This is a genomic window from Pararhizobium arenae, assembly GCF_001931685.1.
GTDB classification, from domain to species: domain Bacteria; phylum Pseudomonadota; class Alphaproteobacteria; order Rhizobiales; family Rhizobiaceae; genus Pararhizobium; species Pararhizobium arenae.
In genome coordinates this window covers 74,321-95,881 of the sequence record NZ_MOOY01000005.1, presented here as the reverse complement: position 1 = coordinate 95,881, position 21,561 = coordinate 74,321, and the positions used below count along the sequence as shown (strand labels likewise).

Genomic DNA, 21,561 nt, shown 5'->3' with positions numbered 1-21,561 from the left:
GGAAAGATCATGACCGAAAAGACCGAAACCGCCCTTTCCTCCGACGTTACCGAAGTCCGCGCACAAAAGCTGAAGCTGCTGCGTGAGAAGATCGGTGATGTCTATCCGGCGCATTTCCACCGCACGATCACCAATGCGGAGCTGGCGGCAAAATACGAAAACCTGGAAGCCGACGTCGTGACGGACGATGTCGTCACCGTTGCCGGTCGCGTCTATTCCTCGCGCAATTCCGGCATGTTCATGGATATCCATGACGCCTCGGGCAAGATCCAGATATTCAGCCACAAGGACACGACGCCGGAAGAAGCTCGCGACCTGCTGCCGCTGATCGATCTTGGCGACATCATCGGCGTGACCGGCGTCGTGCGCCGTACCAAGCGCGGCGAACTGTCGATCAACGCCCAGCAGATCACCATGCTGACAAAGTCGCTGCTGCCGATGCCGGAAAAGTGGCATGGCCTCTCCGATATCGAGCTGCGCTATCGCAAGCGCCATCTCGACATCATGACCAATGACGACTCTAAGCTCCGCTTCCAGCAGCGTTCGAAGATCGTCTCGGGCATTCGCCGCTTCATGGAAAACGACGGCTTCATGGAAGTCGAAACGCCGATGCTGCATTCTGTCTATGGCGGCGCAACTGCCGAGCCGTTCAAGACGCACCACAACACGCTGAAGCTCGATATGTACCTGCGCATCGCGCCGGAACTGTTCCTGAAACGCACGCTGGTTTCGGGCCTCACCGACAAGGTGTTCGAGATCAACCGCAACTTCCGCAACGAAGGCGTCTCCACCCGGCACAATCCCGAATTCACGATGATGGAATGCTACTGGGCCTATGCCGACTACGAGGACATCATGGACCTCGTCGAGCGGCTGTTCTCGGAGCTTGCCATCAAGATCCACGGCTCGACCGAATTCACCTTCGGCGACAAGGAAATCTCCTTCAAGGGTCCGTTCAAGCGCGTGCCGATGCCGGATGCGGTGAAGGAAGCAACGGGCATCGACTTCCTCGCGATCAAGTCGGACGAGGAAGCCCGCACTGCCGCGAAGGCTGCCGGCTTTGCCGTCGAGAAGGACTGGACCTGGGGCGAATGCCTCGCCTTTATCTTCGAAGAGAAAGTCGAGCCGACGCTCATCCAGCCGAGCCACGTCACCCATTTCCCAAAGGACATCTCGCCCTTTGCCAAGGAAGTGCCGGGCGAACCGCGCCTCGTGGAGCGCTTCGAGACATATTGCAACACCTGGGAACTCGGCAACGCCTTCTCCGAACTCAACGACCCGGAAGAGCAGCGCCGCCGCATGGTGGAACAGTTGGAGCAGGCCCATGCCCGCGGCGAAAAGGACAAGCAGCTTGACGAAGAGTTCCTGGACGCCATGGATCAGGGCATGCCGCCGGCCGGCGGTCTCGGCATCGGCGTCGATCGCCTGATCATGCTGCTCACCAACTCGCCGTCGATCCGCGACATCATCCTCTTCCCGGCGCGCCGCGCCAAGGCAGATTGATCAGCGGCGATGTTGGAATGAATTGAGGGGAGCCTGCCGTCAGTGAGCGGCGGGCTCCTTTTTCGTTTCGGCTTCCGCCGTTATCGCATGAGCATCCGCCTTCGGCTCCGCCGCATGTTCGCCGGCATCGGAATGCTCGGCCGGCTTTGCATGATCGGTGTTTTCGGCATGAGGTTCGGGCGCAGCATGAGCGTCCTTCGCCTCGACCGGCGTCTCCGTTGCCCCATGACCCTCTGCGGCAGCAGCGGGCGCGGTGTGTTCTCCATCGGCTCCATGTTCTTCATGAACCTCAGCAGCAGGCGTCTCATGCCCTTCTGCGGGCGCGTGCTCAGCCGCTTCTGACTTTTCTTCGCCTGAGCCGAAGATCATGCCTGTGATCGAGGCAAACATGCCTTCGCTCTTTTCACCGGCTTTGGCTTTGCCATGACCTTCAGCCGCCGCCTCTTCGCCGTGGCCTTCCGCTTCGACCGCAGCTTCGCCATGCCCTTCTGGCTTGGCAGAGGAATGGTCTTCCGATTGGGTTTCGCCGTGCGCTTCAGCCGCAGGCGCTTCGTGACCTTCAGCCGGTGCATGCCCAGCAGCTTTCGGCTTCTCTTCCTCAGAACCGAAGATCATGCCGGTGATGGAGGCAAGGATACCCTCGCTTTTTTCACCACCTTCTGCCGCGCCATGACCTTCCGCAGCGGCCTCTTCGCCGTGGCCCTCGGCAGGCTTTTCACCATGACCTTCGCTGGCTTCGGCTTCGTGGCCAGCTTCTTCGCCATGTCCTTCGGCTTCCGCCGCGCCATGTTCTCCAGCTTCGCCGTGACCACCAGCCGTGGCGTCGTTATGTCCCTCGGCTTCGCCGTGGCCTGAAGCAGTCTCGCCATGACCACCGCTCTCGCTGCCTTCAGCACCTTCCGGCAGAGGCGGATCGGCGCATTCGGTCTTCTCGATGATCGAGGTCAGCGTATCCTTGATCTGGTCCTGCGAAAGGCTGACCTCCTGGCCGTAATAGAGCCCCGCCATGTTGGCCTCCGCATCGCTGTAGCGCGCGGAAAACAGATCGCTCATGCCGGGCACGATCTTGGGGTCCGGGGCAAACAGCACCTGCGCCCCGATCGCCGGTCCGCGCCAGTCGGCGCGCTCCTTGGGGCCGGCCGTATCGAGCACCGCGACCTGATAGAGATCGGCCTTTTCCGTATGGACAAGCAGGCCGGCGACGCGAAGAGCCGTGCGCACGCGCTCCTCGCCGCTTCCCTTCTCGACGGTGATATATTTGCGGATCCATCGCTGGCCGTTGCGGCGCATCTTCAGCGTCTCGATCGATGTGCAGGCGAGACCGGAAACAGCGGGACCGGCTTTGTCCTCGTCACCCTTGCCCTGCACCATGAACAGCGCATAGGCACCCGAAGCGCCTGAAAGCAGCAGGACGCCGGCGACGACGAACATCACCTTGCGTGGAAGACGTATCTTCTTCAGGATCGATTTCACCGCTGCCGTCCCGTCATGTCTGAATCCCAAGTCCTTGAACGGACGACATTCTAGGTTGATGACGTTTCGGAAGTTTTAAGCGGCGTGCCGTTTGAGGAGCAGAATGCGTGCGGGGCATCCGCCGTTTGACGGATGCCCCGGGCACGTCGGTCTGACGAGGATCAGTCCATCAGCTTGTAGCCCTTGCAGTTGGCAACCCGGCGCCAGCCGCGCATGTCCTCGTTGTAAAGACGGCCACCATTGACGGTGGGCATGCAAAAGCGCTCGTAGCGATAGTTCGAGCGAAACTCGCCGCTGGCGCCGCGGGAAATGGAGGCGCTATCCTTGTTGTCGCCGCGGCTCTGGGCGGCGGCCTCGTGAATGGAGATGGAGCTTGCAGCGGCAACGACGGCGAGCAGCATGGAAACGGTCTTGCGCATGATATTCCTCCTGGATTTTTGAGTGGGAGGGCCAATCCCTTCCCTTGATATGAACATCTCAAAATCCGTGATGCCGCGCTGTTCCGGACGGAACAGGGATGGGGTTTTTGACGAAAATCAGCAGAATAATCTGCCGGCATGGCTTGATCCCCGCAGCAATGGGCGCGAAGACAAGGCACCGAAATCCAACCCGGCGAGAAGAGCATGGCACGCATTGGAATAACCGGCGCAGGCATCATCGGATGCGCCGCAGCGGTTCAACTGATCGAGCGGGGGCACGACGTCACTGTCTTCGAAAAGGATATTGCCGGCCTGCCCGCGTCCGTCGGCAATGCAGGCATCCTGGCCGTACCGGAGATCGACCCTCTGGCGCGACCGGACATGCTCTTTTCCGCACCGAAATGGCTGGCGGACCCGCTTGGCCCCCTCACCCTGCGCTGGCAGGACTTGCCGGCGCTTGCACCCTGGCTTCTGGCTTTTCTGATGGCGGCGCGCCCAGTGCAGGTCAAACGATCGCGCGAAGCCCTGCTTGGCCTCATGCGCGACGCCCTCGAAGCCCATGAAGGGCTTGCGGCAACCGCCGGCATCGCCGGGCATATGAAAAAAAGCGGCGCCCTGACCATCTTCGACAGCGAGGCCGCGCTTAACGCAGCCTTTGCCCATGAGCAGAAGAATGCGGCCCTTCTCGGCCACGAGGTTGAAAAACTGGGCAGCGCTGCGACCCGCGCGCGGGTCGCAGCGCTCGAAGGCAATTTCGCCGGCGGCATCTTTTCCTCCGGCTACCAGACTTTTCTCGATCCGCTTGCGCTGCTGCGCAGCCTCCAGGATTTTGTAAGGCAACGCGGGCGGCTTGTGGATGCGGAGGTCGCGCGTGTGACCCAACGAGCCGACAGCGTGCATATCGTAACGACGGATGGTGAAAGCGAGCCGTTCGACAAGGTGGTGATCGCCTCCGGCGTCTGGTCACGACACCTGGTCCGCAGCCTCGGTCTCAATGTCCTGCTCGAAACCGAGCGCGGCTACAACACCACCTTCACCGATCCCGCCGTGACGCTGGAACTGCCCGTCTTCTTCTCCGAGCACGGCTTCGTCGCAACGCCCTTGAAAAACGCCTTGCGCGTCGGCGGCGCCGTTGAGCTTGCCAAGCCCGAAACCCCGGCAAATTTCGCCCGCGCGGCCGCCATGCGGCAAAAGATGCGCCGGTATGTGCCGAGCCTGCCGGAAAGCGGCGGCAGCGAATGGATGGGACGGCGCCCCTCGACACCGGATTCCATTCCGGTTATCAGCCTGCACCCCACTGATCCCCGCATCGCCATGGCTTTCGGTCACGGGCATCTGGGGCTTACCCTTTCGGCCATCACCGGCCGCAGCATCGTCAGCCTTCTCGAAGCCGGGGAACAGGAGCATCTCGCTCCCTTCAGCATCCGCCGCTTCCAATAAAGACTTCAGGAAAGAACACTCATGCACAAGGTCATTTTTGATACGGATCCCGGCGTCGATGACGCGATGGCTCTGCTTTTCCTCCATCATCATCCGGATATCGACCTGATCGGCATCACCAGCGTCTTCGGCAATGCTTCCATCGAGACGACGACCCGCAACGCGTTGTTCCTGAAGCAGGCCTGGGATATTGCGGCTCCCGTCGCCAGGGGCGCCAACGAAACCTACAATCCGAACCGCCCCCATGTCGACTGGCCGACCTTCATCCATGGCGATGACGGCCTCGGCAATATCGGTGTTCCCGAAACGATCGATATCCCCTGCGATCCGCGACCGGCCCATCGTTTCATCATCGACACCATACGCGCCAACCCTGGCGAAGTGACGATCGTCGCTGTCGGCCGCATGACCAATCTCGCCGTCGCCTTGCGTGAAGATCCGGAGATCGCCAGCCTCGTCAAGGCCGTGGTCATCATGGGCGGCTCCTTCGATCGCCCCGGCAACATCACGCCTGCCGCCGAAGCCAATATTCATGGCGACCCGGAAGCTGCCGATGCCGTGATGATCGCCCCCTGGCCCGTCACCGTCATAGGTCTCGACGTCACCGTTCCGACGGTCATGACGCGAAACCTGCTGTCGGATATCGTTGCAGCGGGCGGTCCTCGTGCCAAGCTGCTCTCGGACATCTCGCAATTCTACATCGATTTCTACGAGAACCATGTGGAAGACGGCATGGTGGTGCATGATAGCTGCGCCTGCGTCTATGTCGTGGCGCCCGAACTTTTCCGCACCCGCAGCGGCGCCATCCGGGTCGTCTGCGGCGGCATCGCCGATGGCCAGACGATCCAGAAACCGGACAGCCAGAGCTTCCCCCCAAGTGACTGGGACAACCTGCCGAGCCAGCAGGTCTGCGTCGCGATCGACAGCCAGGGCGTGCTTGACCTGATTGCGAAGACACTCGCTGCGCATCCCCGATAAAAAATTCTGCAGACCATGCTGGCAGGAGCAATTCTGCCGGCTATCTTGCTTCTGATGAAGCCGGAAGCATTACTCTACTCCACGCCCCGAGGCCTCTATTGCGAGAGGGGCGATTTCTATATCGATCCGGTGCAGCCGGTCGAACGGGCGCTGATCACCCACGGCCATGCCGATCATGCCCGTTCCGGTCACGCCAAGGTGCTCGCCACCCGCGAAACCCTCGACATTATGAGGATCCGTTACGGCGAGGATTTCTGCGGCACTGCCGAAAGCAGTGAGCTCGGCAAGGTGCTCTCCATCGACGGTGTCGACGTGAGCTTTCATCCGGCGGGCCATGTGCTCGGGTCGGCGCAAATTCTGGTACAGGCCGAAGGAACGCGGATCGTCGTCTCTGGAGACTACAAGCGTCGCCGTGACCCGACCTGCGCCGGTTTCGAACCGGTGCCCTGCGATGTCTTCATCACAGAGGCGACGTTCGGGCTTCCGGTCTTCCACCACCCCGACGACAGAGGCGAAATCGCCAAGCTTCTGACTTCCCTGAAACAGTTTCCCGAACGCACGCACCTCGTCGGCGCCTATGCGCTCGGCAAGGCACAACGTGTGATCGCCCTGCTGCGCGAGTCCGGCTACCACGAGCCCATCTTCATCCATGGCGCGCTGGCGAAGCTCTGCGGCTATTATCAGCAGCACGGCATATCTCTGGGAGAACTTCGGCCGGCAACGGTAGACAGCAGTGAGCGCCAGTCCTTTGCCGGCAAGATCGTCATTGGCCCACCCTCGGCCTTTGCCGATCGCTGGGCACGGCGCTTTCCCGACCCGATCGCCATTTTCGCCTCCGGCTGGATGCTGGTGCGCCAGCGGGCCAAACAGCGTGGCGTGGAACTGCCCATGATCATTTCGGATCACTGCGACTGGCCGGAGCTGCTTGCAACCATCAAGGAAGTTGCCCCGTCGCAGGTCTGGGTCACGCACGGTCGCGAGGAAGCCCTTGTCCGCTGGTGCGAGCTGCAGGGGATCCCGGCCCGCCCGCTCCATCTCGTCGGTTATGAAGACGAGGGCGATTGATCATGCACGACTTTGCCGAACTGCTCGACCGTCTCGTTCTGACGCCGCAACGCAACGCCAAGATCAAGCTGATGGCGGACTACTTCCGTACCGCGCCGGATCCCGATCGCGGCTACGCACTGGCCTCGCTTTCAGGCACGCTGACACTCAGCACAGTCAAGCCCCAGCTCCTGAAACAGCTGGTGCTGGAGCGCCTGGACGAAGTGCTGTTTCAATATTCCTACGACTATGTCGGCGATCTCGCCGAAACGATTTCGCTCGTCTGGGAACCGTCGAAGGATGCAGTCCAGGAAAAGATCGACCTTTCGCTCAGCGCCATCGTGACACAACTGCAGTCGGCAAGCCGCGCCGACGTTCATGGCGTGGTCCGGACCTTGCTTGATCAGCTTGACGGCTCCAGCCGCTTTGCATTCCTGAAGCTCATCACCGGCGGCATGCGCATCGGCGTTTCCGCACGATTGGTGAAACAGGCGCTGGCCGAGATGGGTAACGTCGATATCGTTGAGATCGAAAGCCTGTGGCACGGCCTGGAGCCCCCTTATCTCGATCTTTTCCAATGGTTGGAGGGCAAGAGCGAGAAGCCGCGCCTTTCCATGCCCGCCGTCTTTCATTCGGTCATGCTGGCGACACCGCTTTCAGAAAGCGATTTCGCCTCGCTTGATCCGAAAGATTTTGCGGCGGAATGGAAGTGGGATGGCATCCGCGTGCAGCTTGCCAATCTCGCCGGCACGAGACGGCTTTATTCCCGAAGCGGCGACGACATATCCGGGGCCTTCCCCGACGTTCTCGAAGCGGCCAATTTCGAAGGCATCATCGATGGCGAGCTTCTGGTGGGCGGCACCGCGCGCACCAACCGCGCCACCCGCAGCTTCTCCGACCTGCAGCAACGTCTCAACCGAAAGATGGTGACGCGCAAGATGATCGAGGATTATCCCGCCTTCATCCGCGGCTATGACCTGTTGTTTGCGGGCGAGGAAGACATTCGCGGGAGAAACTTCGTCGAGCGGCGCGAAAGGTTGGCGGAGTTGATCAATGCCGCCCCGCCCGACCGTTTCGACCTCTCCCCGCTTGTTGCTTTCTCGAGTTGGGATGAGCTGGACAGCCTTCGACGCGCACCGCCCAATCCGGTGATCGAGGGCATCATGCTGAAACGGCTCGATTCCCCCTATACGGCCGGCCGCATGAAAGGCCCGTGGTTCAAGTGGAAACGCGATCCCTATAATATCGATGCCGTTCTGATGTATGCCCAGCGCGGTCACGGCAAGCGGTCGAGCTTCTATTCCGACTTCACCTTCGGGGTCTGGACGGACAAGGATGGCCCCGAGACGCTTGTCCCCGTCGGCAAGGCCTATTTCGGCTTCACCGATGCCGAGCTCGAAATTCTCGATCGTTACGTGCGCGAAAACACCATCGAGCGCTTCGGCCCGGTTCGCTCGATCCGGGCCGAGCCCGATCATGGCTTCGTGGTGGAGGTCGCTTTCGAGGGCATAAACGTCTCCAGCCGCCACAAATCCGGCGTCGCCATGCGATTTCCGCGCATAGCCCGGCTGCGGGAAGACAAGTTGCCGCGTGATGCCGACCGGCTGGAAACGCTTGTCGCTATGATCGCGCCTCTGGTCTAACGGCGAGAAAAGCACGTATTGTTAAGATCAATTTGTGACAATGCTCCCAAAGCCGAAAGCAAGGCGATAAGGGACGGACTGCGTTGTCAGCATACAAGAAGGCAAAAACCTTTGAATTGGCACGATTTTTCAGGCCGAGTTACCTTCCGGCCCTGGTCGCTGTTGTCGTGGCACTTGCAGCAAGCTTTTTTGCAGAGCAGCAAAACCGCGACATACACGCGGCCAAACTGCGCGCTTCCGTTGTCAGCGAACTCAATCCGATCCGCTCGAAACTCGAGGCCGGCGTCAACGGCGATATTCAGCTGGTGCGCGGTCTGATCGCCACCATTGCAACTGAGCCTGGCATGTCCCAGGAGCGGTTTGCCGCCCTTTCCCGCAATATTCTGAGCGAGCGTTCCAACCTGCGCAGCATCGCTGCCGCCCCCGATCTGATCGTGTCCCTGGTCTATCCTCTGAGCGGCAACGAGAAGGTGATCGGCCTCGATTACAACAAGAACGACAATCAGCGCGAAGCCGCTTTGCGCGTTCGCGAAAGCGGCAAGCTTGTTCTGGCGGGCCCGCTTGAGCTTGTGCAGGGCGGTCAGGGCCTCATCGGCCGCTTTCCCGTTTACAGCAATGGCGGAAGAACCGGTGGGCGCTTCTGGGGCATCGTGTCCGCAGTCATCGATGCTGAGAAACTCTACAAGGCCGCCGGACTGCGCGACCCGAAGCTCGACATGGATATTGCCATTTCCGGAAAGGACGGTCTCGGCAAGGATGGGCCGCTGTTTTACGGCGAGAACACGATCCGTGACAGCAAGCCGGTCCGCATGAGCGTGCTGCTTCCGGGCGGCTCCTGGCAGATCAACGCCATTCCGAGGGGCGGCTGGCCGGCCGATCCTCCCAATCTGTGGTCCCTGCGGTTGCTGCTGGCGCTTGGCAGCCTCATCATAATAGTCCCCATGGTCGTCATGGGCCGCCTGATGGAAGAACGTCAGGCCAACATTCTTGCGCTGCAAAACGGCCGTCACAAATTGCAGGAGATGTCGCATCGCCTGAACATCGCTCTCGACACGTCGGAAATCGGCATCTGGGAACTCGATACCGGTTCCGGCGTGCTTCATTGGGACGAACGCATGAAGGAGCTTTACGGCTACCAGGGTGACGACGATAAAATCTACGAAACCTGGTGCGACACGCTCCATCCCGAGGATAAAGCCCGGGCAGAGGCAGAGCTTGCCGATGCGATCTCGACCGAGAGCCAATCCTACAAATCCCAATTCCGACTTCTCCTGCACGATGGCTCGGTTCGCCACATCCGCACGATCGGTTCCGGCTATGTGGATGCCGAAGGCCGCAGCAAGATCGTCGGCGTCAACTGGGACGTGACGTCGGACGTTCAGCGAAACGAGAGCCTGGAACAGGCACGGCGCGAGGCTGAAGCCCACAGTGCCGAACTTGAAGCTGCCCGTCACCGCATGGAATTCAATGCGCTCCACGACCCGCTGACGGGCCTGCCCAACCGCCGCTATCTCGACCAGGTGCTGGCGGCGGAAACGGAACTGAACGACGGAAGCCGGCCTCCGGCCCGCATCTTCCACATGGATCTCGACCGGTTCAAGGAAATCAACGACACGCTCGGCCATGCTGCCGGCGATGAAATCCTGCGCCACGCGTCCCGCATCCTGAAGAACAACACCGGGAAGGAAGATTTCGTGGCGCGGATCGGCGGGGATGAATTCGTCATTGTTTCCCGCTCGCATGATACCGATACCGCCCTTGCACGTCGCATCATCGAGGCGATGAGCCTGCCGGTTCTCTACAACGGCCAGGAATGCCGTATCGGCGTCAGCATCGGCATCGCGGAACAGACGAGCAGCGTCGAGGAGCTGACACAGGTGTTGGTGAATGCCGATATCGCTCTCTATGAAGCCAAGCGCCGCGGCCGAGGGCGCTACGAAATCTTCGCGCATTCCCTGAAAACCGCCGTCTTCAAGAGCAAGCAGACGGCCGACGAAATACGACGCGGCCTCGAGCAGAACGAGTTCATCGCCTATTTCCAGCCGCAGTTCTGCCCGAAGACGCTCGATATCATCGGCGTCGAAGCGCTTGCCCGCTGGGATCATCCGCAGAAAGGCGTTCTTGCTCCCCACGCCTTCCTGAAAACAGCCGAAGAGATCAATGTCGTTGCCGAGATCGATCAACGCATTCTCGAGCAGGCTCTCTTCCAGCTTCACCGGTGGGATGCAGGCGAGATCAACATTCCAAAGGTCTCGGTCAATCTCTCCTACCATCGCCTCCACGACGACAATCTGATCGAGCGGCTGAACCAGCTTTCCATCCCCAAGGGACGCCTTTCCTTCGAGCTCCTGGAATCGATCTCCTTCGACGAGAGCGACATGACGGTGCTGTCGAACATCGAGCGCATCAAAGGGCTCGGCATCGATATCGAAATCGACGACTTCGGCACCGGCTACGCCTCAATCGTCAGCCTGTTGAAGCTTACGCCCCGCCGTCTTAAGATCGATCGCCAGCTGATCATGCCGATCCTGACCTCACCAAGCCGCCGCCAGCTGGTATCCTCGATCATCGACATCGGCACATCGCTCGGGATTGAAGTGACGGCGGAGGGCGTGGAAACGCTGGAGCATGCAAAGGTCCTGAAGGATCTCGGCTGCCACGGTCTGCAGGGCTACGCCTTTGCCCGTCCGATGAGCCCCAACGACCTTGCAAATTTTGCCCGCGAGCGCCGCTGGATGGCGGCGTAGCGCAAGACTTAAGCGGTCCCCGTTACCCTCGATTCGCCGCTGGCAAGACACGTCCCCACACGCTGCAGCCTTAAATGGCGGATAAAAGCCCGCGATAGCGCTTGTCGATGCCTCGAAGGGGCTTGGAACCGACCAGATTTTTGTATCGACTTGTTTCCCCTCAGATCCCGTAAATGTCGTCATATTTCCGCTCTGTTTCGACAGAGTGATAAATCTGCAGGCCGCGACATAATGTAGGCTTTGCAGTCGGCAGCAGTTTTTTCGAAAAATTCCCTTCATTCATTCCTTGGAACGCGGGATCTACGCAATTTATTTTCCCGAGATGGAAAGAACTAGCAGAAGGCGGGAAAAGCTTCCCTCGTAAGCCGCACGCTATACTTGTCGGAAATGTTTCCAGGCGTTGAAATTACCCGAAAAACCAATGATTACTTCTGCAGGATTGCCGTGACAAACCGTTTAGCTTTGGCTGCTTTAAGCAAGGACGCACCGCAACCCACCAGAAAGGAAAGAGGATGGTTGGAGCCATTTCAAGCACCTCGTTGCTGTCTACGCTCACGAGTACATCGAGCACCAGTAGCAGCAGCGGCACTTCGCAGACGGCATCCCTCAAGTCCCAAATCGAGGCCAAGCAGGCCGAGCTCGAGGACGCCGAAACACAGGAAGACAAGGATGCGATCAATGAAGAGATCGCAGAATTGCAGGCCAAGCTGAAGGCGGCCGAAGCGGCCGAGGCCCGCAAGGCGAGCACGCAGGAGCAGACGACAAATGCCACACAGTCGTCCCAGGCTCAGCAGTCGCAGACGACTGAGGCGGTGTCCATGATCGGCACCCGCAACTTCAGCGAAGGCGATGGCTTCGGCGATCGCGAAATGTGGGTCTGAACATCTGTCCCCCAAGGGTTAGCCGAGGCTGTTGACGGGGGAGACAAACATCGACCGGTCGCATGATGCGCACCACCTGCTTCTGATATGGGCGCCGCGCCCCATTCGGCCATGAAACGCCGCAATCGCGATGTCCGTCATCCTTCGCGCCGATTTGCCGGCCTGTGACATAATCAGCGCACGCCCAGAAAATCGTGTGGGCCCTCATCATCAGAAACAAATAGATACTCGCTTGACGCAAGACCGTTACCTACAACGGTTAACAGGTTTTGCGCGTTTCGTCGTCTGATCCTTTGGGGCCGGCGGCGGTTGCGCGAACGCGATTTCCCATGCGTGGCGCATGGGAAACACTGAACTGTGGAAATTTTGTTTTGGGGCCTTGTTCGCAATTGCCCGCTCGCTTGCGGCGCGGAAAATGCTAAAGACAAAAAGTGAATCGTTAGTTACCGGCGCTCCGTTGCCGGATGGGGAACCCGATGAAAACTCTCAAAGTGCTCCTTCCCTTGAGCCTTCTTCTGCTTTCCGGCTGCGTCGTCGGACCCGACTATCAGAAACCTGACGAAGCCCTTCCCGCCAAGTTCTCCCAGGGTGGCCATGCGAGCAGCGACAACGTTACCCTCAATCCCTGGTGGGAAGCTTTCCGCGACACGCGACTGAACGCTCTCGTCGCCCAGGGCATGAACGAAAACCTTGACGTCCAGCAGGCTCTGGAGCGCATCGTCGAAGCCCGCGCCAATGTGATCGTGGCTGGCGCCGGTGGTCTGCCGCAGATCAATGCCGGCGGCGCCGCGACGGCACAGGGATCGGATGGTTCCTACTTGCGGGATTCCACGGGTCGCGACCATAGCCAGACGAAGACGCTCAATGCCGGCGGCGACGCCTCCTGGCTGATCGACCTCTTCGGCCAGTATCGCCGCGCCAAGGAAAGCGCTGAAGCGAGCCTCGACGCCTCTTACGACAATGTGAATGTCGCGCGTCTTGCCTATCTCTCTGATCTGACGACCTCTTACATCGAGGCCCGTTACAATCAGGAAGCTCTGGCGCTGCAGCGCAAGAACCTTGAATCGCGTCGCGAAACCCTGAAGCTCACCAACGATATCAAGGCGGCCGGCGCAGCCTCCAGCCTCGATGTCGTTCAGGCCGAAGGTCTGGTCAACACCACGCTTGCCGAGCTTCCCGGCTACGAGACCGGCTTCAATCAGGCTGCAAATCACATCGCAACCCTGCTTGGCCTGCCTGCCACGTCGGTTACCGCCAGCCTCATCAAGGGCGCGGCCCAGCCCTGGCCGCGCTACAACACCAAGGTCGGCATCCCGGCAGACCTCATCCGCAATCGTCCGGACATCCGCAGTGCCGAGCGCCTGCTGGCGGCCCAGACCGCGGCAATCGGCGTTGCCGAGGCGCAGCTCTACCCGAGCCTTTCGCTCGGCGGCACGATCGATGCGACCCGCACGATTGCGTCTGCGGCAACCGGCGGCACCGGCGCGTGGTCCTTCGGCCCGAGCCTGTCGATCCCGGTCTTCAACGGCGGCCGCCTGAAGGCGAATGTCGAGATCGAGAAATCCGCAGCGCAGCAGCAGTATCTCACCTGGAAGGCAACGGTGCTGAACGCGGTTGAGGAAGTCGAGAATGCGCTTATCGCCCTGCGCAAGAACTACGAAACGGTCGCCGCCCTGCGCAAGGTGGTGGATTCCTACGAGCAGGCCCTGAGCCTTGCCCGCGAAAGCTATCGTGGCGGCGCAACCTCGCTGCTCGACGTCCTCGACGCCGAGCGCAACCTCGCCGCATCGCGCGTGACGCTTGCAGCCAGCATCCGCAATCTCGCAAGCAACTATGTCGCGCTCAACATCGCTATCGGCGGCGGCTCGGCAATCCAGACCCCGACGAGAGAAGTCGCTGCAACCCAGTAAGGGGGAAAGCGACACTGCGGCGATCGCGCCGCTTCTCCTGACGAGAAAAATGATCAAGCGGCCGCCATTTCGGCGGCCGCTTTCGTTTTAGGCTATCAAATGAAAAAGCGCCGCTTACGCCGCAAGGATCATCCGGAAAAAACGGTGACGGTATCCGCAGCCTCACCACGATCGAGCTTCAGAAGATATCCGTCTTCGGCCGCGGTTCAGGCTTGAAGAAGCGGCAGCGAGATCGTCTGCATCAGGCCGCCTCCGGGCCGGTTGACGATGGTAACGGTCCCACCATGGTTCTCGATGATCTCACGCGCGATTGCCAGACCGAGACCCGCTCCGGGTATCAGCTTGCGACGCGCCTGATCCACACGGAAAAACGGCTCGAAGACGCGGTCGAGGAGATCCGCTGGAATGCCCGGCCCGCGATCAACGATCGCAAGAACCGCATATCCGCTGCTATCGCAGCGAAGCGATATCGCTGCGCTCAATCCATGGGTCGCGGCATTGACGATAAGGTTTCGCAGCGCCCGCTTCAACGCGAAGGAAGCGCCGACAACGAGCGCCGGCTCCACCCTGCCTTGCTCGACCGGCAAACCCATTTCGACGAGCTCGGAAACGACATCGCCGACGAGGCCGTCCAGCGACACCGGTTCGTGGGCCTCAGGATTGACTTCTTCCCGCACGAGCCGGATCGCGCTATCGGCAATTTGGTCGAGCTCGTCGAGATCCCTCAACCACGCCATGCGGTCGTCATTGTCGGTGACGAATTCAGCCCGCAGTCGCATGCGTGTCATCGGTGTGCGCATATCGTGCCCGGCCGCCGCGATAAGACGCATGCGGCTGGCAATGGCCGTGTTGAGCCGCGAGGACAGCTTGTTGAGGGTCCGCACGGTGGTTCGCACCTCCATCGGGCCGCTTTCCGCCATTTCGGGAATAACGCCGTCCGGCCTGATGTTCGAGATCGCCTCGTCGAGCACCCTCAGCGGACGCATCATGACGTCGCTTGCATAGACCGCGACAGCAACGACACCGGCGGCCACCAGAGTCAGATAGGCCATCAGCGGCCAGAGAGGAAAGGGACCGGGACCGGGAAAGACGAGATAGGCCCATCGCCCGTCGGAAAGCCTGACGGCCAGTCCACGGGCGCGGTCGTCGGAATGCCACAGCATAGCCATCTCAGCCTGGTAGCCGCTCTTCCTTGCAACCGCATTCAATCCTTCGGTGCGCTTGACATCGATCCATTCCGCAAGGGGCGGATTGCCGATGCGTATCTGCAGCCCCTGCGCACTTTGGGGATCTTTCTCCAGCAACTGGTAGGCAAGTTCGGCCTTTTCGGCGAGGGCCTGCGCGAAGATCGCCTCTGACGGCTTGCGCAGGAGCTGTGTCGTCACAAACGTCGCGATGACGAGTACCAGAAGAACGGCGATGACGAGAAGTACGGTAAAGCGCGTGCGCAGCGACCACATATCAGCCGCCGCGCTCGACAGGAACTGCGAGTTGGTAGCCCTTGTTGCGCACGGTCTTCAGCAGGTTGAACACGCTGGCATCGCCGAGTTTTCGTCGCAGCCTGCTGACGAGGATGTCGATTGAGCGATCGAAAGGATCAGCCGTCCGCCCCTGGGTTAGGTCGAGAAGGGAATCGCGGGAAAGAACACGTCCGGGTCGCTGAAGGAAGACCATCAGCAGCTCAAACTCACCGCCGGTCAGGTCAACAGGAGAGCCGTCCGGCGCGGTGAGCGTCCGGCTTTCGATATCTGCGACGTAGTTCGCGAAGATATAACGTCGCTCGACCGATTGCCGCGGCTCCTGTTTGCCACGGCGCAGCACGGCACGGATACGGGCCGCCAGTTCGCGCGGATTGAAGGGCTTGCCGAGATAGTCGTCCGCCCCGAATTCGAGGCCGATGATTCGATCGACATCCTCTTTCAAGGCGGTCAGAAGAATAATCGAAAGTCCCGGCAGACGCTCCCGAAGCGAGCGGCAGAGATCGAGCCCAGAGCCATCCGGCAGCATGACGTCGAGAACCAGAAGATCGATTTTCAACTCGCTGAGCTTGGCTTCGCACTCGGTTCGGCTGCCCGCCAAACTGACACGAAACCCCTGGCCATCGAGATATTTGCCAAGAAGCCGGCGGATTTCCGGATCGTCATCGACGACGAGAATATGAGAGGGATTGTCCATGCCTCGTTATAGCATTCATCAGCAAAAACGCATCCTTCCCTGCCGTTCCCGACCGGCATCAGATTTGTCTGAACGTTTCTGTGCGCGTCACTTCCACATTTCGTTACAAAAATAACGACAGACAGCCCGCTGTTGTTTCTGGGATCGCCTGTGCCTGGCGGCGAACGAATTGCCGCAGGGCGCGGATTTTATTGAACTTACGGGTTGGCATGGCGGCGGAAAGCAGCCATAAAACAGATGCCCTTCCTTGGAAGCATTCGCACCGCAATTTCTCGTGGTGCGGGACGAGATCGGATATGTCCGGTCATGATGACGCGGACCTGCCGCTTCGTGTCCAGCCAGTTCGGCCTGGGACTTCGTCGACGCTCCGGTTGAGGCGCCCTGCGGTCGCTCGAATGCGCATCGCAACGCGCTGCAAGATCCGGACGGATCTTCTCCGTGAAACGCGATTGAGGAAAAAACGATAGAGATCACCGCGACATTGCTCTTGAGTCTGGTTCTTGCGCCTTTTGCAGGAAGCCTTGTTGCAATCTGCATCCCGAGCCATAAAGGCACGGTGTCCGCCTGGTGGTCAGGCGCAATCGCACTCTTCTGCCTTGCGACGTCGGCGGGTCTCTATCCTGCAATCGCGAATGGCGAACCGTTGAAATACGAGATCGCGTGGCTGCCGGAACTCGGCCTCAACTTTACGCTGCGCATGGATGGCTTCGCATGGATGTTTGCAAGCCTCGTCACCGCCATCGGCCTGCTCGTCGTCGTCTATGCCCGCTATTATATGTCGGCAAGCGATCCTGTGCCGCGCTTCTTCTCGCTGTTCCTCGCCTTCATGGGGGCCATGCTCGGCGTGGTCCTTTCGGGCAATCTGGTGCTGCTTGCCATTTTCTGGGAGCTGACCAGCATCATTTCGTTCCTGCTGATCGGCTACTGGTACCATAATGCAGCCGCCCGAGACGGCGCCCGCATGGCCCTGACGGTGACCGGCACCGGCGGCCTCTGCATGTTCGTCGGGCTAATGCTGATCGGCCACGTCGTCGGCAGCTACGATCTCGATGTCGTTCTTGCCTCCGGTAATGTCATTCGCGAGCATCCGCTCTACACGACGATCCTCGTTCTTATCCTGTTGGGCGCGCTGACGAAGAGTGCGCAGTTTCCATTCCATTTCTGGCTGCCCCATGCCATGGCGGCTCCGACGCCTGTTTCTGCCTTCCTGCACTCCGCGACGCTGGTCAAGGCTGGCGTCTTCCTGCTCATCCGGCTCTGGCCGGTCATGGCCGGCACGGACGCCTGGTTCTGGATCGTCGGGCTCGCGGGCCTGAGCACGCTGCTGCTGGGCGCCTATTTCGCTATTTTTCAACAGGACCTGAAAGGGTTGCTCGCCTATTCGACCATCAGTCATCTCGGGCTGATCACGGTCCTGCTCAGCCTGGGCAGCCCGCTCGCGGCGGTCGCGGCGATCTTCCACACGATCAACCATGCGACCTTCAAGGCGTCGCTGTTCATGGCCGCGGGCATTATCGACCACGAAACCGGCACCCGCGACATGCGCCGCCTGAGCGGCCTCTTCCGGTTCATGCCTTTCACAGCCACGCTCGCCATGGTCGCCAGCGCCTCAATGGCCGGCGTGCCGCTCCTGAACGGCTTCCTCTCCAAGGAAATGTTCTTCGCGGAGGCGATCGAAACCCACAGATACAACCTGCTCGATACGGTGACGCCTTACGTTGCCACGCTCGCCAGCATGTTCGCGGTGACCTATTCGCTGCGCTTCATTCACAGCGTCTTCTTTGGCCCGCCACCTGTCGACCTCCCGAAATCGCCACACGAGCCCCCGCACTGGATGCGCGCGCCGATCGAGTTTCTCGTGCTCGCCTGCCTCGTTGTCGGCATCGTGCCGAGCTATACAATCGGTCCCTTCCTGCACACGGCCGTACAATCCGTTCTCGGCCCGGCAACACCAAACTACAGCCTCGCCGTCTGGCACGGCTGGAACCTGCCGTTGTTCATGAGCCTCATCGCCCTTGCCGGCGGCGTGGCGCTGTTCCTTATCATGAAGAATTACCTCGCCACCAGCATCGAGGGACCGCCGCTCTTCCGTCGGCTCGAAGGCCAGCGCATCTTCGAGCGCGTCCTGGTCACGCTGTCGTGGAAATGGGCCCGCTCCATTGAAATGCGGGCTGGCACGCGCCGGCTGCAGCCGCAGATGCGCGTCCTCATTTTAGTGGCGCTGGCGGCAGGCGCGATACCGTTGTTGCTGAGAGGCTTCTCACCGGCGGAAATCGTGGTGCGGTCTATCGATCCGGTGCTTGGCTTCCTCTGGCTGATCGGCATCATCTGCGCCATCGGTGCGGCTTATCAGGCGAAATTTCACCGCCTTGCCTCGCTCGTGCTGCTCGGCGGTGCCGGGCTGGCGACGTGCCTGACCTTTGTCTGGCTCTCGGCACCGGATCTCGCTGTAACGCAGCTGCTCGTCGAAATCGTCACCACGGTTCTGATCCTGCTCGGCCTGCGCTGGCTGCCGAAACGTATCGAGCAGCATGACGAACAGGAGATCATGACCTTTCCCGTCCGCATGCGTCGCCTGCGCGACTTCGCGCTCGCCATTCTCTGCGGCATCGGCATGATGCTGATTTCCTACACGCTGATGACCAAGTCGCTGCCCGAGACGATCTCGAGCTACTTCCTAGAGCGTGCTTATAGCGAAGGCGGCGGCACCAATGTCGTCAACGTCATCCTCGTTGATTTCCGCGGCTTCGATACGCTGGGAGAGATCGCCGTGCTGTGCATCGTGGCGCTGACGGTCTTTGCGCTTCTCCTGCGCTTCCGCCCCGCCACAGAGAGCCTGGAAACGCCGGAGCAGCAACGCGTGCAGAATGCCTTCGACGACAAGCATCCCGATCGCGCCAAGGGCGACAGCATCGCAGAATACCTCTTCGTGCCTTCGGTCATCATGCGCTGGATGTTCCCGGCCATCGGCCTGTTTGCGGCTTTCCTGTTCTTCCGCGGCCACGATCTGCCGGGAGGCGGCTTTGCGGCGGGTATCACAATGTCCATCGCCTTCATCCTGCAATACATGGCGGGCGGCACACGCTGGGTGGAAGAGCGGCTTCGTATCCACCCCCTGCGCTGGATGAGCATCGGCCTGATCGTTGCAACCGCAACCGGCCTCGGCTCCTGGCTGTTCGGCTATCCGTTCCTGACGTCCCATGCCCAATATGCCGATCTGCCGATCATCGGAAAAGTGCCGCTGGCAAGCGCCATCCTTTTCGACCTCGGCGTCTTTTCGCTCGTGCTCGGCGCGACCGTTCTGATCCTGATCGCCCTTGCCCACCAGTCGGTTCGTGCGCCGCGCGCGCAAGCCCGAGCCGCCCGCTCCGCCGCAAAGGAGACCGTCTGATGGAACTCGTTCTCTCCGTCGCCATCGGCGTTCTGACCGCATCCGGCGTCTGGCTGCTTTTTCGCCCCCGTACCTATCAGGTCGTCATCGGCCTTTCGCTGTTGTCCTATGCCGTCAACCTGTTCATCTTCGGCATGGGCCGTCTGCGCATCAACGCACCGCCGGTTTTGGAGAAAGGTGGCGCCGGCGGTTTGCTGACCCACACGGACCCTATTCCTCAAGCGCTCGTTCTGACGGCGATCGTCATCGGCTTTGCCATGACCGCGCTGTTTCTCGTCGTTCTCCTGGCGTCGCGCGGCCTGACCGGCACCGACCATGTGGATGGCCGGGAGTGATCGCATGAGCTGGGTTCAACATCTGATCATCCTGCCGATACTGCTGCCGCTTCTGACGGGTGCCGCGATCATTCCGATCGACGAGCGCGAGCGTGTGACCAAGGGCATCATCGGCTTTTGCTCGACGGCCCTTGTCTTCGGAATCTCCGTCTTTCTTCTCAACCGGGCCGGCGGCTTCGGTGCCGACGCGCCGGGAGCGGGCGTTTATCTGCTCGGCAACTGGCCGGCGCCTTTCGGTATCGTGCTGGTACTCGATCGTCTTTCGGCACTGATGCTGGTTCTGGCAAGCTTCCTTGCCATGGCCGCCCAGGTCTTCGCCATGGCACGCTGGCATAAGGCAGGTTCGCATTTTCACTCGCTGTTCCAGCTGATGCTGGCCGGCCTCAACGGCGCTTTCCTGACCGGCGACCTCTTCAACCTGTTCGTCTTTTTCGAAATGATGCTGGCTGCCTCCTATGGTTTGCTGCTGCATGGCTCGGGGCAACTGCGTGTGAAGGCCGGGCTCCACTATATCGCCATCAACCTCGTCGCCTCCTCGCTGTTCCTGATCGGCGTCAGCCTGATCTATGGCGCGACCGGCACGCTCAACATGGCTGATCTTGCTATGCGGATCGCTGGCCTGAGCGGCGAAAACCGCATGCTGATGGAAACGGGTGCGGCCATCCTTGGCATCGCGTTTCTGGTCAAGGCCGGCATGTGGCCGCTCGGCTTCTGGCTTCCGAACACATATTCGGCAGCGACACCGCCCGTCGCTGCGATCTTCGCGATCCTGACCAAGGTCGGCGTCTACATCCTCCTGCGCCTGTCGCTGCTGTTCTTCGGTGCCGAGGGCGGAAATTCAACCGGCTTCGGGCAGGCTGTTCTTCTCTACGGCGGCATGCTCACCATTGGCTTCGGCGCCATCGGCGTGCTCGCCTCTCAGGCAATGGGGCGGCTTGCGGGCTACTGCGTGCTCGTCTCTTCCGGCACGCTGCTTGCCGCCATCGGCATCGGCGGCCCCGACGTCATCGGCGGGGCGCTGTTTTATCTCGTCAGTTCCACGATCACGATCTGCGCCTTCTTCCTTTTGATCGAACTGGTGGAGCGCGCCCGCGACGCCGGCGCCGACGTTCTTGCCGTGACGATGGAAGCCTATGGCGATGGCGACGAGGATGAGGCGGAAAAGGAAGAGGGTGAGGCCGTTCCCGGCACGGTCGCGGTGCTTGGCCTGTGTTTCTGCGTCTGCGCGGTGCTTCTCGCCGGCCTGCCGCCTCTCTCCGGGTTCCTGGCGAAATTCGCAATCCTTCACGGCCTCTTCGATCCGGAAAATGCCGGCGCAAGCGCGATCACCGGGGCGCAGTGGACCTATGTGACGCTGCTGATCGTCTCCGGTCTCGCCGCCATGATCGCCATGAACCGTATCGGTATCCGCACCTTCTGGAACTCGATCGAAGGCACCATCCCGCGCGTTTATCTCATCGAGATCACGCCAGTCCTGGTTCTTCTGGCCGCCTGCCTCTTCCTCAGCATCCAGGCCGGGCCTGCCATGCGTTTCATGGACACGACGGCCAAGTTCCTGACCGAACCGCAGCATTACACCGGGCGGGTCATGTCCGCCCCGCAGGTCGGAAAGGAGTAAGCCG

15 protein-coding genes are annotated in these 21,561 nt (G+C 60.7%); 11 read left to right on the top strand and 4 right to left on the bottom strand.

The genetic code is table 11. The features are described from left to right. Positions 1 to 9 precede the first annotated feature (9 nt). On the top strand, positions 10 to 1,503 hold the full coding sequence (gene lysS, locus BLX89_RS12230; protein ID WP_075291199.1) for a lysine--tRNA ligase: 1,494 nt from the start codon (positions 10 to 12) through the stop codon (positions 1,501 to 1,503). Between the two features lie 39 nt (positions 1,504 to 1,542). Here the strand turns inward: lysS and BLX89_RS12225 are convergent, their stop codons facing one another. Continuing rightward, positions 1,543 to 2,976, bottom strand: a complete 1,434-nt coding sequence (locus BLX89_RS12225) for a prolipoprotein diacylglyceryl transferase (protein WP_143523601.1) — start codon at positions 2,974 to 2,976, stop codon at positions 1,543 to 1,545. A 161-nt stretch (positions 2,977 to 3,137) separates the two neighbouring features. Continuing rightward, complete coding sequence (locus tag BLX89_RS12220) at positions 3,138 to 3,395, bottom strand: hypothetical protein (RefSeq protein WP_075291197.1); 258 nt, start codon at positions 3,393 to 3,395, stop codon at positions 3,138 to 3,140. A 204-nt stretch (positions 3,396 to 3,599) separates the two neighbouring features. Here BLX89_RS12220 and BLX89_RS12215 point away from each other — a divergent pair, with 204 nt between their 5' ends. From BLX89_RS12215 to BLX89_RS12185, 7 genes are all read left to right on the top strand, one after another. Then, positions 3,600 to 4,835: an NAD(P)/FAD-dependent oxidoreductase gene (locus tag BLX89_RS12215; protein WP_075291196.1), complete on the top strand. Its 1,236-nt coding sequence runs from the start codon at positions 3,600 to 3,602 to the stop codon at positions 4,833 to 4,835. Positions 4,836 to 4,856: 21 nt separating this feature from the next. Next, positions 4,857 to 5,813, top strand: coding sequence for a nucleoside hydrolase (locus BLX89_RS12210; protein WP_075291195.1), 957 nt, complete (start codon positions 4,857 to 4,859; stop codon positions 5,811 to 5,813). Between the two features lie 54 nt (positions 5,814 to 5,867). Beyond that, on the top strand, positions 5,868 to 6,878 hold the full coding sequence (locus BLX89_RS12205; protein WP_075291522.1) for a ligase-associated DNA damage response exonuclease: 1,011 nt from the start codon (positions 5,868 to 5,870) through the stop codon (positions 6,876 to 6,878). A gap of 2 nt (positions 6,879 to 6,880) precedes the next feature. Continuing rightward, the gene (locus BLX89_RS12200) at positions 6,881 to 8,500 is read left to right on the top strand and encodes a cisplatin damage response ATP-dependent DNA ligase (protein WP_075291194.1); all 1,620 of its coding nucleotides are present in this window, start codon (positions 6,881 to 6,883) and stop codon (positions 8,498 to 8,500) included. A gap of 83 nt (positions 8,501 to 8,583) precedes the next feature. Next, positions 8,584 to 11,247, top strand: coding sequence for an EAL domain-containing protein (locus tag BLX89_RS12195; RefSeq protein ID WP_143523600.1), 2,664 nt, complete (start codon positions 8,584 to 8,586; stop codon positions 11,245 to 11,247). A gap of 512 nt (positions 11,248 to 11,759) precedes the next feature. Then, a complete protein-coding gene (locus BLX89_RS12190) occupies positions 11,760 to 12,128 on the top strand; it encodes a hypothetical protein (protein WP_075291193.1) in 369 nt (122 codons plus the stop codon). 476 nt (positions 12,129 to 12,604) lie between these two features. Next, a complete protein-coding gene (locus BLX89_RS12185; protein WP_075291192.1) occupies positions 12,605 to 14,038 on the top strand; it encodes an efflux transporter outer membrane subunit in 1,434 nt (477 codons plus the stop codon). 206 nt (positions 14,039 to 14,244) lie between these two features. On the opposite strand, the gene BLX89_RS12180 is transcribed toward BLX89_RS12185, so the two are convergent. Further along, the gene (locus BLX89_RS12180) at positions 14,245 to 15,498 is read right to left on the bottom strand and encodes an ATP-binding protein (protein WP_075291191.1); all 1,254 of its coding nucleotides are present in this window, start codon (positions 15,496 to 15,498) and stop codon (positions 14,245 to 14,247) included. Position 15,499: 1 nt separating this feature from the next. Next, positions 15,500 to 16,213 carry a response regulator gene (locus BLX89_RS12175; protein WP_075291190.1) on the bottom strand — a complete coding sequence of 238 codons (714 nt, stop codon included), beginning with the start codon at positions 16,211 to 16,213 and terminating at the stop codon, positions 15,500 to 15,502. Between the two features lie 481 nt (positions 16,214 to 16,694). On the opposite strand from BLX89_RS12175, the gene BLX89_RS12170 reads away from it, so the two are divergent. Genes BLX89_RS12170 through BLX89_RS12160 form a run of 3 tightly spaced genes read left to right on the top strand, consistent with a single transcriptional unit; the run spans position 16,695 to position 21,557 of the window. Further along, positions 16,695 to 19,604, top strand: coding sequence for a monovalent cation/H+ antiporter subunit A (locus BLX89_RS12170; RefSeq protein ID WP_075291189.1), 2,910 nt, complete (start codon positions 16,695 to 16,697; stop codon positions 19,602 to 19,604). Further along, positions 19,604 to 19,939 carry a Na+/H+ antiporter subunit C gene (locus tag BLX89_RS12165; protein WP_075291188.1) on the top strand — a complete coding sequence of 112 codons (336 nt, stop codon included), beginning with the start codon at positions 19,604 to 19,606 and terminating at the stop codon, positions 19,937 to 19,939. The genes BLX89_RS12170 and BLX89_RS12165 overlap by 1 nt, the downstream gene beginning before the upstream one ends. Next, entirely contained in the window at positions 19,920 to 21,557 is a 1,638-nt protein-coding gene (locus tag BLX89_RS12160) for a monovalent cation/H+ antiporter subunit D (protein WP_075291187.1), read from the top strand. Before BLX89_RS12165 ends, BLX89_RS12160 begins: the two co-directional genes overlap by 20 nt. Positions 21,558 to 21,561 lie beyond the last annotated feature (4 nt).

What these genes read in the sequence shown, in the direction of transcription:
- lysS (WP_075291199.1), top strand. Translation starts at nt 10, where the DNA reads ATGACCGAAAAGACCGAAACCGCCCTTTCCTCCGACGTTACCGAAGTC.
- BLX89_RS12220 (WP_075291197.1), bottom strand. Translation starts at nt 3,395, where the DNA reads ATGCGCAAGACCGTTTCCATGCTGCTCGCCGTCGTTGCCGCTGCAAGC.
- BLX89_RS12215 (WP_075291196.1), top strand. Translation starts at nt 3,600, where the DNA reads ATGGCACGCATTGGAATAACCGGCGCAGGCATCATCGGATGCGCCGCA.
- BLX89_RS12210 (WP_075291195.1), top strand. Translation starts at nt 4,857, where the DNA reads ATGCACAAGGTCATTTTTGATACGGATCCCGGCGTCGATGACGCGATG.
- BLX89_RS12205 (WP_075291522.1), top strand. Translation starts at nt 5,868, where the DNA reads ATGAAGCCGGAAGCATTACTCTACTCCACGCCCCGAGGCCTCTATTGC.
- BLX89_RS12200 (WP_075291194.1), top strand. Translation starts at nt 6,881, where the DNA reads ATGCACGACTTTGCCGAACTGCTCGACCGTCTCGTTCTGACGCCGCAA.
- BLX89_RS12190 (WP_075291193.1), top strand. Translation starts at nt 11,760, where the DNA reads ATGGTTGGAGCCATTTCAAGCACCTCGTTGCTGTCTACGCTCACGAGT.
- BLX89_RS12185 (WP_075291192.1), top strand. Translation starts at nt 12,605, where the DNA reads ATGAAAACTCTCAAAGTGCTCCTTCCCTTGAGCCTTCTTCTGCTTTCC.
- BLX89_RS12180 (WP_075291191.1), bottom strand. Translation starts at nt 15,498, where the DNA reads ATGTGGTCGCTGCGCACGCGCTTTACCGTACTTCTCGTCATCGCCGTT.
- BLX89_RS12175 (WP_075291190.1), bottom strand. Translation starts at nt 16,213, where the DNA reads ATGGACAATCCCTCTCATATTCTCGTCGTCGATGACGATCCGGAAATC.
- BLX89_RS12165 (WP_075291188.1), top strand. Translation starts at nt 19,604, where the DNA reads ATGGAACTCGTTCTCTCCGTCGCCATCGGCGTTCTGACCGCATCCGGC.
- BLX89_RS12160 (WP_075291187.1), top strand. Translation starts at nt 19,920, where the DNA reads ATGTGGATGGCCGGGAGTGATCGCATGAGCTGGGTTCAACATCTGATC.